20 protein-coding genes are annotated in these 13,552 nt (G+C 66.6%); 7 read left to right on the forward strand and 13 right to left on the reverse strand.

The features are described 5' to 3' along the window. Window positions 1–26 precede the first annotated feature (26 nt). Window positions 27–260: a hypothetical protein gene (locus AB0L65_RS55975; RefSeq protein WP_364264698.1), complete on the reverse strand. Its 234-nt coding sequence runs from the start codon at window positions 258–260 to the stop codon at window positions 27–29. 53 nt (window positions 261–313) lie between these two features. Between AB0L65_RS55975 and AB0L65_RS55980 the strand changes: the two genes are divergently transcribed. Further along, window positions 314–505, forward strand: coding sequence for a helix-turn-helix domain-containing protein (locus AB0L65_RS55980; protein ID WP_364264700.1), 192 nt, complete (start codon window positions 314–316; stop codon window positions 503–505). Between the two features lie 707 nt (window positions 506–1,212). Here AB0L65_RS55980 and AB0L65_RS55985 read toward each other — a convergent pair. Then, the gene (locus tag AB0L65_RS55985) at window positions 1,213–1,419 is read right to left on the reverse strand and encodes a hypothetical protein (protein WP_363973284.1); all 207 of its coding nucleotides are present in this window, start codon (window positions 1,417–1,419) and stop codon (window positions 1,213–1,215) included. Window positions 1,420–1,698: 279 nt separating this feature from the next. Here AB0L65_RS55985 and AB0L65_RS55990 point away from each other — a divergent pair, with 279 nt between their 5' ends. Then, entirely contained in the window at window positions 1,699–1,830 is a 132-nt protein-coding gene (locus tag AB0L65_RS55990; RefSeq protein WP_364264702.1) for a hypothetical protein, read from the forward strand. 70 nt (window positions 1,831–1,900) lie between these two features. Here AB0L65_RS55990 and AB0L65_RS55995 read toward each other — a convergent pair whose 3' ends face one another. Then, window positions 1,901–2,590, reverse strand: a complete 690-nt coding sequence (locus AB0L65_RS55995; RefSeq protein ID WP_364264704.1) for a helix-turn-helix transcriptional regulator — start codon at window positions 2,588–2,590, stop codon at window positions 1,901–1,903. Window positions 2,591–2,770: 180 nt separating this feature from the next. On the opposite strand from AB0L65_RS55995, the gene AB0L65_RS56000 reads away from it, so the two are divergent. After that, window positions 2,771–3,187 (forward strand): nuclear transport factor 2 family protein, encoded by a 417-nt coding sequence (locus AB0L65_RS56000; RefSeq protein ID WP_364264706.1) that lies wholly within the window; start codon window positions 2,771–2,773, stop codon window positions 3,185–3,187. 220 nt (window positions 3,188–3,407) lie between these two features. Further along, entirely contained in the window at window positions 3,408–3,962 is a 555-nt protein-coding gene (locus AB0L65_RS56005) for a class I SAM-dependent methyltransferase (protein WP_364264708.1), read from the forward strand. A 127-nt stretch (window positions 3,963–4,089) separates the two neighbouring features. Here AB0L65_RS56005 and AB0L65_RS56010 read toward each other — a convergent pair whose 3' ends face one another. The 6 genes from AB0L65_RS56010 to AB0L65_RS56035 all read right to left on the reverse strand — a co-directional run bounded on the left by AB0L65_RS56010 (window position 4,090) and on the right by AB0L65_RS56035 (window position 7,109). Continuing rightward, window positions 4,090–4,536, reverse strand: a complete 447-nt coding sequence (locus AB0L65_RS56010) for a hypothetical protein (RefSeq protein WP_364264710.1) — start codon at window positions 4,534–4,536, stop codon at window positions 4,090–4,092. Between the two features lie 192 nt (window positions 4,537–4,728). Further along, complete coding sequence (locus tag AB0L65_RS56015; protein ID WP_364264712.1) at window positions 4,729–5,430, reverse strand: integrase core domain-containing protein; 702 nt, start codon at window positions 5,428–5,430, stop codon at window positions 4,729–4,731. Window positions 5,431–5,674: 244 nt separating this feature from the next. Further along, window positions 5,675–5,827, reverse strand: a complete 153-nt coding sequence (locus tag AB0L65_RS56020) for a hypothetical protein (RefSeq protein ID WP_364264714.1) — start codon at window positions 5,825–5,827, stop codon at window positions 5,675–5,677. 88 nt (window positions 5,828–5,915) lie between these two features. Next, window positions 5,916–6,419, reverse strand: a complete 504-nt coding sequence (locus tag AB0L65_RS56025; protein WP_364264716.1) for a hypothetical protein — start codon at window positions 6,417–6,419, stop codon at window positions 5,916–5,918. A 9-nt stretch (window positions 6,420–6,428) separates the two neighbouring features. Next, window positions 6,429–6,626 carry a hypothetical protein gene (locus tag AB0L65_RS56030; RefSeq protein WP_364264718.1) on the reverse strand — a complete coding sequence of 66 codons (198 nt, stop codon included), beginning with the start codon at window positions 6,624–6,626 and terminating at the stop codon, window positions 6,429–6,431. A 180-nt stretch (window positions 6,627–6,806) separates the two neighbouring features. Continuing rightward, window positions 6,807–7,109: a hypothetical protein gene (locus AB0L65_RS56035; protein WP_364264720.1), complete on the reverse strand. Its 303-nt coding sequence runs from the start codon at window positions 7,107–7,109 to the stop codon at window positions 6,807–6,809. A gap of 579 nt (window positions 7,110–7,688) precedes the next feature. Between AB0L65_RS56035 and AB0L65_RS56040 the strand changes: the two genes are divergently transcribed. Continuing rightward, the gene (locus tag AB0L65_RS56040) at window positions 7,689–7,856 is read left to right on the forward strand and encodes a hypothetical protein (RefSeq protein ID WP_364264722.1); all 168 of its coding nucleotides are present in this window, start codon (window positions 7,689–7,691) and stop codon (window positions 7,854–7,856) included. A 532-nt stretch (window positions 7,857–8,388) separates the two neighbouring features. On the opposite strand, the gene AB0L65_RS56045 is transcribed toward AB0L65_RS56040, so the two are convergent. From AB0L65_RS56045 to AB0L65_RS56060, 4 genes are all read right to left on the reverse strand, one after another. Beyond that, the gene (locus AB0L65_RS56045; protein WP_364264724.1) at window positions 8,389–9,042 is read right to left on the reverse strand and encodes a TetR/AcrR family transcriptional regulator; all 654 of its coding nucleotides are present in this window, start codon (window positions 9,040–9,042) and stop codon (window positions 8,389–8,391) included. A gap of 186 nt (window positions 9,043–9,228) precedes the next feature. Then, window positions 9,229–10,302, reverse strand: coding sequence for an integrase core domain-containing protein (locus AB0L65_RS56050; RefSeq protein ID WP_364264726.1), 1,074 nt, complete (start codon window positions 10,300–10,302; stop codon window positions 9,229–9,231). Between the two features lie 51 nt (window positions 10,303–10,353). Then, window positions 10,354–11,043: a recombinase family protein gene (locus tag AB0L65_RS56055; protein WP_364264728.1), complete on the reverse strand. Its 690-nt coding sequence runs from the start codon at window positions 11,041–11,043 to the stop codon at window positions 10,354–10,356. 10 nt (window positions 11,044–11,053) lie between these two features. After that, entirely contained in the window at window positions 11,054–11,695 is a 642-nt protein-coding gene (locus tag AB0L65_RS56060) for a TetR/AcrR family transcriptional regulator (RefSeq protein ID WP_364264730.1), read from the reverse strand. 199 nt (window positions 11,696–11,894) lie between these two features. On the opposite strand from AB0L65_RS56060, the gene AB0L65_RS56065 reads away from it, so the two are divergent. Both AB0L65_RS56065 and AB0L65_RS56070 read left to right on the forward strand, forming a co-directional pair. Then, window positions 11,895–12,269, forward strand: a complete 375-nt coding sequence (locus tag AB0L65_RS56065) for a nitroreductase family deazaflavin-dependent oxidoreductase (RefSeq protein ID WP_364264732.1) — start codon at window positions 11,895–11,897, stop codon at window positions 12,267–12,269. A 111-nt stretch (window positions 12,270–12,380) separates the two neighbouring features. Next, complete coding sequence (locus AB0L65_RS56070; RefSeq protein ID WP_364264734.1) at window positions 12,381–13,085, forward strand: DUF4386 domain-containing protein; 705 nt, start codon at window positions 12,381–12,383, stop codon at window positions 13,083–13,085. Window positions 13,086–13,552: the final 467 nt, after the last annotated feature.

The raw sequence follows: 13,552 nt of genomic DNA on the forward strand, positions 1-13,552 counted from the left end.
CGTCAGCGCCGTACACTGCGGACTCTTTAAGCGTCGCCGCGCGGCCGGTGGTCGACGGTGAGGATGGCGATGCCGCAGCGCTCGGCGCGCGGCAGCATCCGCCCGGGCTGTTCCTCGCGCGGCGCGATCGTCAGGCGCCAGGCGGTGCGGGCCTGCCAGGTCCGGGCCTGGTCGGCGGCCAGGCTCCGGTAGTGGGCCTGGCGGCGACGGGCGCCGCGCCCCTTCTCGGGCGCGGCGACGGGGTTCTCGTCGTGGTTCACGCGTCGTCCTGCTGGTCGACGTCGTCGGCCGGGGCGGGGTCGCCCGGCGGCAGTTGCCAGGCAAGAAGAAGACCGGCCGCCCCCGCGCCGTCGGCCCGGCCGAGCTGGCCACGCTGCGCCGCCTTGTCGCCGACGGCGTCAGCATCACCGAAGCCGCCCGCACCTTGAAGATCGGCCGCTCCACCGCCTACGAAGCCCTGGCCGAGACCCATCAGCCTCAAATGCGGACAAGGTCAAGCCCTTGATCATCGGCGTTTGGGGCCGGTGACACGCTCGTTAACGGCACCCCGCCTACCGCGACGCCGCATTGAACGCGCGTCAACACGGCTGCGCCAGCGTCGGCAGCCTCGACTACGCGATCCACACCGATGATTCGACAGCAGCGACCGGTGTTCTGCGCCCAGCCCCGTGAGGGGGCATGGTCGATGCGTCACCACCCCTATGGGGCCACGGACGCCTGGGAACTGCACGTGCTCGCGCCCAGACGCCCATGCCCCCACACGCAAGACCGGCTCCCCCTCCAGCAGCCGGCCGCACACAACATGCCTACCAGTAATTGAATGATCACGCCTTGTTATTCAGCTCCGAAGGTGGCCTACGAGCAGCCCGCCCGGATCATGGACGTCAGCGCTGCTACTTCTCACCGACATTTCTCGACCGCGCGGGCCTGAGCGCTGTCGAAACTGACCCGCAAACGCTGCTACTAGACACCGACGAAATCAAGGCGCCCTGCGGCGCGATAACGCTGGATCGAGCGTTTCCGCAGGTCGCGTCGCTCACTAAGTGTCCTTATGCCAACCGGCTGCCCCTTCCAGCCGTCGTACTTGGGCTGTGGGCCAGATTGGCGTCGCGCGCCGGCGAGGCCAAGCCGCTGTCGACACCGAAGGATGACCCGTGAGCGTCGGCCATGTCGGTGTCGCTGGGGGACGAGCCTCTTTTAACGTGGTGTTGATCAGTCGCGAGGCTGCCGCTTGGCCAAGCCCCGTACCCCAATGACGGCGACAACCAGGGCGACGATGACCACCACCGGGCCGATGACCGCCCAAGCGGTGACGCCGCTCATCACGCTGCCGCCCAGAACGCCCAGCCCCTGCAGCGTCCACACCGCTCCCAGCAGGGCGAACAGCACACCGCCGACGAGCAGGATCCATGCTTTCACTGCTGATCTCGTCTCTTTTCGGGAAGGGGTCACCGCTCAGTGTGCGCACCCTGCAGGCGAAGAGGCAAGCCCGCCATCGACTCACAGGCCACTATGTTCGGCCACAGGCAAACGTGTCCGGCCACGGCCAGACACGCTCCGCAATCGTCATCTTGGGTTCTTGGTCCATTCTCGCAGGTCAGAGCGCTATGATCTTGTCAGGCACGTAAGGCACGGTGCCGAGCCGGGCAGCCATAAGCGATCGCCGCCACCCGCGACCAGCTTTCCGCGCTACTTACCTTGAGCAAACGGGTACGGGGCGCCGGGAACCCCCAGGCCCTCGTCGTACGGCATAACTTCGCCGTGTGGACGGGGAAGGCGGGGGACGCGGCGGCCGCCCGCGACCAGCTCGCCCCAATACTCCAGCCGTAGATCGTTATTGGTGTGACTGGTGTGGCTGAAGAGACGAAGCGAACCACCGCTGATCATGGTGATTGTGACGTCAACTCAAGATCCTGCGGTGGTCGCGTGCCCCAGCGTGGACACCGGTCGTGTCGAACAAATCCCCGGCGTCGGCACCGGCCAGCAGCAGCGCCAGATGGAACCGGCTGCGCGCCCCGTACTTCTCCATCAGGTCCGCGACCGTGTAGGTGATGGTGCGCCGGCTCAGGCCCAGCTGCTCGGCCGCCGTCTGGTCGGTGCAGCCCTCGGCGAGCAGCGTCAGCACGGCGCGTTCCCTGGCCGATAGCCCCGCCGGCCACCGCACCGGCTCGGCTGCCTGCCCCCACAGCCGCTGGTACATCTCGACCAGGGCGCGCACCAGCGGCTTGGCGGTGATCTGCCAGACCCCCTTCAGCGGATCCTCCGGGTCGATGGGCGTCATGACGACCGCCCGGTCGATGATGACCATCTTGGCCGGCAGGGCCGGCAGGATCCGATGTTCGGCGCCGGTGGCGATCAGGCGCGCGTCATGGCCCGACGGGGCCGACCCCAGCCAGCGCGTCCGCACATCCGGCGGCATCGGGAGCGTCCCCAGCAGCGGGCGCCGGGACGACGCGGGAACCATGACCAGCCGCTCGCTGCGTTCGACGGAGACGATCTCGGCGAACCGGGCCACCACGGCATCGGCCCCGAACAGCGGGCACACACCGCGCCCGACCCGCAGCGACTTCAGCCACGCCGCCTCAGACATCGCCGGCCACCCCCTGACATCCCACCCCGTGAATCCGCATCCTGCCCCAGAAAACCGAGCGGCGGCAACGCGGGGCGGACACCGTTGCGACTTTGCGCAAGAACGGGGCAGGAGTGATGCGCGCCCCCCGCCGCGGCCCCGCATGGTTCCTTTCATCCACCAGTCCCGAAAGGACACCTCATGAACTACGACCTGCGGACCCTGGCCGACCGGGCCGAACTGCACGACCTGATGCTGCATTTGGGCCGGGCCCTGGACGAGCACCGCTTCGACGACCTGAACACCGTTCTGACGCAGGACGCCACCGGCACGACCCGCAACGGGACCGGGTCCGGCCGCGACGTCCTCATCGCACAGATCGAGGCCGGCAACAAGGACTACGCCCGCCTGCTCCACCGGATCAGCAGCGTGCTGATCGAGGTCGACGGCGACACCGCGACGATCCGCGCCTACATCACCGCCCTGTCCGGCCACGCCGACAGTCTCGTGCCGGCCTCCCGGCGCTACGGGCTGGCCCGCAACAAGGCCGTCCGGACGCCCGACGGTTGGCGGATCAGCGAGCTGAACGTCGAACCGGTGTTCGTGGTGGAGCAATAGCTCTGGGGCCTACGACCTGTCGGACACCCATCGCCGCTGGTAGTGGCATTGTTTGGCGCGGTGCTGGTGGCGTCGTCGCCAGATCGACCAGCGGTGGTGGTGTCCTGGCGGGTAGAACCGCGCGAGCGGGGCGATAGCGGCCAGGCGCGCGATCTCGTTGCGGGTCAGTGGGATGAGGTCGGCGTCTTCGGGCAGGTCGGGCTGCTCGGCTGCGGTTGAGGTGATCGAGCGCGACGACGGCCTGATCATCGCCAACGACGCGTCGCGGTACTTCGCCGAGCCTGAGCATTGGTCGGACCTGGAGCGCTGGGGCTGGGAGCAGGCCGCAGGCCGAATCCTGGACGTGGGGTGCGGCGGTGGGCGGCACGCCGTCCCATGGTTGGCCCTCGGCCACGAGGTTGTCGGGTTGGAGCCGTCGCCCGAGGCGGTGCGCGTCTCGCGTGAACGAGGGGTCGAGGCGATCATCGGCTCGGTGCCGTCCCTGCCCGAAGGGCTCGGACAGTTCGACACGATCGCCCTCTTTGGCAACAACCTTGCCCTGCTGGGCGGCCCGGCGCAGGCGCCCGAGGTCCTGGCGGCACTTCCCGCGGTGACCCGCCCCGGCGCACAGCTGATCGGGTCGGGCATGGACCCCGGCGACGGCGGCACCGCCCATGCCGACTTCCAGGCCTGGAACCTCCGCCGCGGGCGGGCCCGCGGACAGCTGCGTATCCGGGTACGGGACGGCGCGACGACGACGCCGTGGTTCGATTACTGGCTCGCGACGCCGGACTAACTCGCGGCCGCCGTCGCCGAGTCGACGTGGACCCTGGAGGCCCTGGAGCGCGACCCTGCGGGCCCCGGCTACATCGGGGTCGTGGTCATATCCGGCCGGAAATTCCCGCTGAGCCTTGAGGCACTGGTCAGCGGGGCTCGTCCCTGGTGGTCCAGCCATGTTTGGTGATGAGTTTGGACAGCGCGTTGCGCAGCTGGTTGATGCGTTCTTGGGCGTCGGGGGCCTGTATGCCGATGGTGAGGGTGGAGTCGGTGGCGTGGTAGGTGGTGTGGCATCCCTCGGCGACGACACGAGCCGCGGCGTGGATCCGGCCCCGGAGACGGATGAGCTTGCGCTGGTCGGCTACGCGGTCCAGGCCGTCGATGGTGAGGTAGCGCAGAAAGGGGCCGGGAACGGTGAGTGGTCCGTCGGGTAGCCCGGTCTCGAGCGCTTCACGGATTTTCTCTCGGTCGGAGCTGCGCATCGGGCGGCGGCCGAGCCAGTTGGGCCAGCCGTCTTGGCGTTGAGGAACGGTGTAGCCAGGCGCGGCATCCGCTGGGGATGAGGCGGCGGACTGGTGGTCGGCATTGTCCATGGCGTGGCGTTGTCAGATGTCGTGTTCGATCACTGCGCGCGGTGGCGGGATGTGTTCGGAGGCGAGGCCTCTCCGATCGAGACCGGTGTGAGGGCATGAGGGGCCGTGCGCGGTGAAGGCCGCTCCCGTCTCCGCTCTCATGAGCGGGAAGAACTTCCTGCCTGTGCCTGCCGAGAATTCCGTCCACGCAGCTCAGGCTGCATGTGAGTACTCATGCAGGACCCCGCCGAGCCGGTCTCGCCGGCGTATGTTCAGGTCGTCGATTCGCTTCGGATCGGTGATCGGCTCCGCGACGGCGCGTAATGGAGCAGCTTGGGCCAGAGCTTGATGGGCCCGGTGCTCGTTGTAGAACCGTTCGTACTCGAGCAGGGCGTGCCGCAGGTGGCGTTCGTTCCAGATCAGGCAGCGGTCCAGCAACTCGCGGCGGCACGACTGCACCCACCGCTCCATGACCGCGTTCATGCGCGGCATCCGGATCCCGGTGAGCACGGTCTCGATGCCGGCCTCGGACAAGCTCTCGCCCATGAGGGCCGGGAACTTGGCATCCCGGTCTCGGATCAGGTAGCGCGCCCGGCAGCCCGCATCTTCCAGATCCATCAACAGATTCTTGATCACCTGGATGACCCAGCTCGCGTTCGGGTGAGCGGTGGTGCCGAGCACGCGGACGCGCCTGGTGGCGTGCTCGATGACGGCCAGGATGTACTGACGTTGCCCATCGAGGGTGACGGTCTCGATGAAATCGCAGGCCAACAGGGTGTCGGCCTGCGAGCGCAGGAAGTCGGCCCACGTGGTCAACGCCCTCTCGGGTGCCGGATCAAGGCCTTCCTGCTTAAGGATCTCCCAGACCGTCGACGCAGCCACCTTTATGCCGAGCGTGATGAGCTCGCCATGCACTCGCCGATATCCCCACGATGGATTCTCGCGAACCAGTCGCAGGATGAGGACACGAATGGCCACACCGTGGGCGGGCGACCTCGCCTGTTCGGCCGACAGGTACGGACATGACGCCGCTTCATCAGATCGCGATGCCAGCGCAGAACGGTATCCGGGCGGACGAGGAGCCGCAGTCGGCGCAGGACTTCACGAGGCAGTGGTACCAGGAGCGCGGCGAGAAAGGCCCGGTCCTCAGCAGCGAATCTCACCTGGCGTCGGCGCCGAGTTGCCGTTGAAGAACGGTGATTTGGTGGCGCAGGGCGAGAATCTCGATGTTCTTGTCCCGATCGCCCAAGGGCAGCAACCGCAGCGCGGTGAAGGCGTTCGTGGCGGCGAGATAGGCCAGGCGAAGCAGCACAGCCGATCATCATGCCGCTTGACCTGCACGGATGGAATATTCGGCAGGCGCAGTGCGACTGCTCGGTGGTTGCTCGTACGCGTTCGATCTACCGTGGAAGTCGGGTCTCACTGCGGCAGATCTCGCCCCAAACGGCTCTGACGCGCTTTACGGGATGGGGGGCGGCGACTTCGATCCCAAGCGCGGCCAGCTCACCGTGAATGCGCCGGTAGCCCCATGAGGTGTTCTCCCGCGCCAGCCGCAATACCAGCAATCGCATGGTCCGGACGGTACGTGGGCGTCCACGCCTCCGAAGCGCGTCGGCCGCGGCGTGGTGGCGCCGCAGCAGATCGCGGTGCCAGCGCAGGATGGTGTCCGGGCGGACCAGCAGCACAAGGCGCCGGAGCTTGTCCATCGGCAAGCGGTGAAGCAGCCCAGCGAGGAGGAACCGATCTGCCGGCGTGAACGCGGGCTTGGCCACCTGCCGCCGGAGCACCGTCAACTGGTGCCGTAACACCAAGATTTCGATCTCCTTGTCACGATCAGTGCGGGGTAGCAGTCGCAGGAACGAGACGGCGGTCCTCATCGTGAGGTAGGCCAAGAGCAGCAACACGACCGGCCATCATGCCGTGCGGGCGCGCGGCGAGAGCACAAGAGAACACATCACCCCCACGACCTGGACGGATGAATATTCGGCACCCGCAAGGTCCCCGATCCCTGCGTCTCCGCCGACCGCCTGGGTCTTCTTGGCCGCACCGGCGGCCTCAATGGACTCGATCGGCTCCTCCATCGTGCAGCCCAAGATGTGCAGCAACGCCATCAGGATCTTCAGACTTACGGGCTTTCGGAACGACGGGCCAGGCCCAGATCCTCCCGCCTCTAGGCCCAGATCCTCCCGTCTCTAGGCCTAGATTCCTCACGATCCCCAGAACCTCATATCCGAGGCATTGCGGCAGCGGAAGCCGGGAACCTCGATCTCGGTACGGGTGGGCGCGACCCTTCAGTTGCCGGTGGCGATGAAGGCGAAGGATCGGTCGGTCTTCTTGCCGCTGCTGTCGCCGGTGATGACGCGGAACATCTGGGGGCTGATGTACACAACCACGCTGTTGTCACGCGTGTCCCCGCCTGTGGAGTTGGAGGTGTTGGGGTAGACCTGCGTCGTGACCACCGACGGGGCCTCACTGAACGGCTGGTTGAATGTGACGGAGTAGGTGCCCTCCACGATGTGTTCCACCGTGAAGCCGCTGCCGGTCGCGATGGCACCGCTGGCCTGGACTAATCCCCGTACGTGGTGATCTGCCATGATCTCGTTCCTTTCCGTTCGACTGATTGGTCGGGCGAGGAGTTGACCTGTTACGCAGATGCGGCGGGAGACGCCGTGATCGGCCGTTGGCCGCGCCGTTCTGTGAACAGCTCGCCCGCGCAGACACTGACCTAACGCGTACAGCTACAAAGTTTCGCTACTCTGTAGCCTTACATATAAGGTCATGGTTGCGGTGGCTTCTGTCAAGGGTTTCCGGTGCGAGATTTCGCCACAGATTTCGCCACGCCCCGCTCGCGGTGGGGCCCCGGTGGCCACCTGCTGGTAATGGAACAGAATGCTGGTGGCGGCCCGGCACCGGGTGTTCGCGGTCAACCCTCTGCAGGCCTCGGAATACTGCAGACGGCATGCGGTCTCCGGTGCCAGGAGCGACGTTCGGCGACGCCCTGTGCCGGCCGGCATGGTGCGCACCGACTCTCACCAACCGCGCACCGTGGCCAGTGACAGTGACCCAGCTCAGGCGGTCAGGGGGTCACCCGCGCGCACAAGACGCTGGTCTGGGAACGCGCCCGGGCAGGTCCAGCGGCTGCGACACGCGCTGTGGGGTGCTTCCCCGCCGCCTTGACCGCATTCGTCGACCTGGGTGCCCCCGAGGCACTGCAGCTGCTGGCCAAAGCGACCGACCCGGCCTCCAAGGCCGCGCCCATCCAGGCCGCACCGCGCACCGAGCACTGGGCCAGCCCGCTGTGGTCACCACCGCCCACACCGCAGCCTCTGTGCGAGCTTTGATCACCCGTCCTGACCACCCTGAACCAGCAAGTGACCGCCCTGCAGCAGGAGGTCGAGGCGCATTTTGGGCAGCACCCGGCCGCCGAGATGGGAGGCCGCACTGGGGTTTAACCGCGAGTATTAGCGCAAGGCCGTGACTACGTACTGGCGGGGACACGCGCTGGTAGGTAAGTGCGGCGATGGGGTGCTAAACCCCCCGGTGGCCTTGGCGATGACTTCAGCACCGGGTTTGACGTACCGCATGGCGGCGCGGGGGTATTTGTCGCGGGTCTTGCCCATGATGAGCTGGAGGGGGACCCCGGCTTCGCCGAAGTGGGCGGCAACGCTGTGGCGTAGCTGGTGCAGGTCGAGTCCGGCGTATTTGTCGAGGAGGGACGCGGGCGAGGTCGTTATCATGGGTGACTCTTGGCGGTCAGTCATGTGTGGCAAGTAAGGCTCGCGCGAACTTGCGCGATGGGTCGCCCGTGAGGCGGAGCCGGTGGACGTGCTCGCCGAGATCGGCACCATCCTCGGATGGGCCATCATCGGCGAGTCACATGCCACGCTCGTCGAGTCCCTGCGGGAGGTCGAGGTGAGTGGCCATGAGGGTGTCGACGAGAGTGTTGAGCGGGGGCCAGGGTACGGTGGGCCGGGCGGCGCGAAGAGTGAGCAGGCCGTGGAGGGCGCCCCATAGGCACAGAGTGGCCAGATAAGGGTCGGGGGTCCTGGCCAGGCCGGCGTCGGCGCACGCCTTGAACACGTTCTGTGTGATCTCGATGGCCGCCAGACCCGGGCGTTCGTCGTCGGGCAGTGGGCGGGTCACGGGGGGTGCGTGCGGCACGGTGAACATCACCTGATAGGCGTCGGGGTGGTCTTCGGCGAACTGGCAGTAGGCGTCGGCGACGGCATGGAGTTGACGGTCAGGTTCGGCGTGTGCGGCGACGGCGTCGTCCAGGTGGCGGGCCAGGACGGCGAAGTGTTCCTGGTAGACGGCGAGCAGGAGGGACATCTTGTCGGGGAAGTGCAGATAGACGCTAGTCGCGGCGATGCCGACCTCGCGTGCGACCGCGCGCAGTGACAGGCTTTCGTGGGTGGCGCCTTGCTCTAGGAGCCTGTTGGTGGCTTCGATCAGATCCTGGCGGAGCCGGTCGCCCTGGCCGCGCGGGTTGGGGGTGTGCCGTGGGGTCTGATGTCGGGGTGATGTCATGTGTCCTCCGGTGCGGAGCTGGTTGGCCGGACCTGGACGTGCAGAGCTCTTGACAAGCCCGACTTGACCTATTGGACTACATAATAGCGCTAAGCGATAGCCGTACAAGTAGTGCCAGGCTGGCAGGGCAGCGTGTGGGGTGCGAAAACCAGGATGCGACCTCTGGCCTGCGGTTATCCGCCCCGTCTATGCGGCCCGCCGGTACTGGTTGATCAGACCGTCGAGCACCTGTCGGCGTTGCAGGCGGACCTGATCGAGATCGCTGGGTGCAGCCGGGGCATCTGATGGTTGAGGCGGTCTACGGTCTAGTGAGCGATGGGGACGGTGCCGGTTGTCATGCCGCTCGTATGTCCGCAGGACGCGGCGGAGATGGTTTTCACCGTAGATCAGCAGCCGATCCGTGCATTCCCTTCGAACGGCGCCGACCCAACGCTCGGCTATCGCGTTGGCTCGCGGCGCACGAACGGGCGTCATGATGACGCGGGCGCCGAGTGAGGTGAATACCTCGTCAAAGACCGCGGTGAATTTCGCGTCTCGGTCGCGAATGAGGAATGTGATCCCCTCGGCCCGCTCTCCCAGGTTCACGACCAGGTTGCGGGCCTGCTGAGCGACCCAGGTTCCGGTCGGATGCGCCGTGACGCCCGCGACGTGAACCACGCGGGTGGCGTGCTCGATGAAGAACAGAACGTAGAGCCGCTTGAGAAAGATGGTGTCGACGTGGAACGAATCACACACCCAGATGCCCTCGGCCTGCGCTTTGAGGAACTGACTCCAACTCGGACCGCTGCGACGTGGCGCGGAATCGAGTCCGGCTCTTTTGAGGATGTCGCGCACGGTGCTGGGCGGTATCCGAAGGCCGGCTCCAGCCAGTTCACCGCTGATGCGCTGATAGCCCCACGAGGGATTCTCCCGGGCCAGGCGCAACACCGCCTCCCGGACGTCCGCACGGGTAGAGGGACGGCCCGGGCGCTTGGACCGGTAGGTCCACCGGCGCGCCACCAGGGCACGGTGCCAGCGCAGCAACATCGCGGGAGTGACGAAGAGGACATCCCACGACGAGCGAGGAAGCAGCCGCGACAAGGCCGCGAGCACAACCCGATCCCCCGGATGGAGATCGGGCCGGTTCACCTGGCAGCGCAAAACGGCAACCTGATGACGAAGCACCATGATCTCCGCTGCCTTGGCCCGATCACCGCGACCCAGCAGGACCAGGAACCGAAAGACACGCCCGAGGAAGAGGTAGAGGGAAGACCACAACACCGTCAGCAGGATGCCCGAGACCTCATCATGCTCGAACCACGAACCCCCGCGTCAACTTCGGCGGCTGAGTTTCCGCACCCCACACCTCCAGCGACTTCTCCCGGATGTACTCCCGCTCGGACTCGGCCATCCCGGCGAAGAACGCGAACAGCGCGGCCCCGTGCCCGCTCGGGTCGTACACACCCTGCAACGGGCCGGTGAGCAGCTCCAGCTGGATATCGGCCCGCCGGCGATGGTCAACAGCTCGGCCGCGCCTCGCCCCAGGCGCTTCATCTCATGCACCGTGAAGATCACCCGCTGATGCGGAACCGCCGTCTTGATGGTGCGGGCGAAGTCCATCGCCTTGGTGAACTCCGGCCGCGCCTTCACCCGCGTACTGATCTTCTCCGAGAAGATCGGCTCACACCCCGCCTGGCACAGGGCGTCCAACTGGCTCTGCAGCTCCTGCTGCGCGGTACTGCACCGAGCGTACCCGATCCGGGTGGGCCTGGCCCCGGCAGCGATGTCGGCATCGGCGGACTGCCGCTCTGGGCCCGCGGCCCATGGCCGGCCGGGACCGCGATCGACGGGCGTCCGCACCTCCAGCTCCGCCCGCAATTGCGGCACCAGCATGAAGCGCGGGGTGTGGTACTTCGGCGCGACCTTCCCGCCTCGCGTCCGGCAGGCGCTCCCCGCCGGCGCCTGGCGGGTCGGACATTCGAAGGCCTCCACCGCGACCGCCGGATCGGCAAGATCGCTCATGTCGCACAACCTACCGCGCGCACGAACCCGAGCGGGGGGCCCTCCGGCGAGCTTCGAGCGCATCCAAGATCAGGTCCAGGCCGTAGCTGAACTCGCTGGTGTAGTCGTAGCCCGGCCGCAGGGCGTGGTCGCGGATCATCTCGGTGAGGTACGGCAACTCCTCCGCCGGCAGATGCCGGAGGATGCCGCCGGCCACTTCCTCGACATCGTCCGGCGTCGTCACCGGCAGGTTCGCCTCCTGCAAGACGAACCCGGAGACGTAGCTGTCGATGAGCGAGACGGCGTGCGCGGCCATCGGCAGCGTGAACCCCGCCTCCCGGAGGACGCCCAGGACGGCGTCGTGGTGACGCAGCGTCGCCGGTCCCGGATCGCGACGGGAGTCCATGAGGCCGAGAGCCCAGCTGTGCTGCGACAGGACCATGCGTGCGGAGAAGGCACGCGGCCGGATCGCATCGCGCCAATCGTCGCATTCGGCACCGGGTAGCTTGATCGCCGCGAACACCATGTCGACCACGCCGTCGAGGATCGCGTCTTTGTTCGGCACGTGGTGGTAGAGCGACATCGCCTCCACGCCCAGTTCCTGCGCCACCCGGCGCATCGTGATCGCCTCCACGCCGCCGCGATCCGCGACCCGGATCGCGGCTTCCAGCACGAGGCCTCTGCTGAGCGGTTGTGGTGGTGGTGACACGACGGCTCCGGGGTGTGGGCGGGTTGACAGCCTTACGAGCGTAAGCCAACCTTACACCAGTAAGTAGCCTTACTGGTGTAAGGCCATCCAGGTTCGCGTCAGCCAGGGTTCAGCCAACACCTGACCGTGACGCGCCCCGCCGGGGCGAGAGAGGGAGATTTCGATGCCGATGCCGAAGTGGTGGGGGCACGTGAACAAGCGGGTGTTCAACCCCCGCGCGATAACCGGCGGGAGATGGCCGGTGCTGATTCACATCGGTCGCATTTCTGGCACTACGTACCGCACGCCGCTCGATGCGCATCCCGTCGACGGCGGCTACCTGTTCGTTCTGGTGTATGGATCGCGCTCCGATTGGGTGCAGAACGTCCTGGCGGCCAGAGGTGCGCGGCTCCGGGTCGACGGGAGAGAGGTAGAACTCACGGCCCCACGTCTTGTCGGGAAGGACGAGGCGTTCCAGGCCCTCCCCAATGAGGTGGCACGCCCACCGAAGTTGCTCCGCATCACCGAGTTCCTCCGCATGGACCTGCTCGCAGGCTGACCCCTGGCCGCCGCCCAGGCAGTCCCGTCTTGCGCGTCGGGGAGCCTGAACCGGCTCGCCGATCCGGCGCCGACACACTCCGCCACCGACGACAATTACAGGACAAGCATCGTGCATATAAACAGGCGGGCAACCGCAATTGCGGGCGCACTGGTCATCGTAGGCATGATCGCCGGCGCGCTGAGCATCGTTCCCGCTCTCGAGGAGCCACGCTATCTCGCTCTCATTTCCGCACACGAGAGCCAGGTCATCGTCGGCGCAGTTGCTCAGTCCATCATGATCCCCGCCTATGTCGGGTTCGCACTGTACCTCTATCCGACATTGAGGGCGGAGAACGAAGCGCTCAGTCAGGGTTTCCTTGGGTTCAGGCTGATCGCAGCGACGTTCCACTTCATGGGCGTGATTCTCCTGCCCTTGTTTCTTGTACTGGGCCATGGATTCACCCAAGCCAGCGCTTCGGACGCATCCAGCCTCGAGGTCTTGGGCGAGCTGCTGCGGACGGCGCGCGACTTGGTCAATCACGTCGCATTGATCATCTCGCTGAGCCTCGGAGATCTCCTGTTGTTCCGCATTCTATGGCGGTCGAGATCTGTCCCTCGATGGCTATCCGGGTGGGGATTTCTGGGAATCGGAGCAGCTATATCGGCGAGCTTCTTGGTGCTGCTTCGCCTAATTGACGTAGTCACGCCGCTCTACCTGGCCATGAATGCGCCGCTGGGCCTGCAGAGCTTTGTCTTCGCCGTGTGGCTGATGATAAGAGGCTTCGCTACTAATACATCAACCACGGCCCACCAGCACGGCGTCCGGCGCGGCTGACGCGCAGGCCGCCCCACCTTGTTGCGACAGCCTGCGGAGTCCGCCACTCGTGAGACGTTGACCCAGGGAGCATCTCATCCCATAGCACGTGAGGCACTCCGGGCTTGCCGCCCATCAGAGCGCCATCGTTCCGCCGCCCGCCCCGCCGGCCCTGCACCTGCCGAAAATCACGTCCATGCACGTCAGGCAGACCATGCATCGCATCCGAGGTTTGCCGCGAGCCATCCTGCCTGAGGACGCAAATGACCAGGCGATGGTTGCTCGGTGGTTGCTCGCTCACGTTCGATCCGCCGCAAAGTTCGAGCTCACCACGCAAGCCTGGCCCCAGACAGCCGCGCCGAGATGGGGGACAAATGGCACAAAGCGCCGATGGTCAAGACCGCATGGTTGCTCGGTGGTTGCTCGCGTGTACGCGATACAGCACGGCACGCGTCGGCACAGACTCATAATCCGTGGGTCGTGGGTTC

It is taken from the genome of Nonomuraea sp. NPDC052116 (assembly GCF_040680035.1).
Classification (GTDB): domain Bacteria; phylum Actinomycetota; class Actinomycetes; order Streptosporangiales; family Streptosporangiaceae; genus Nonomuraea; species Nonomuraea angiospora_A.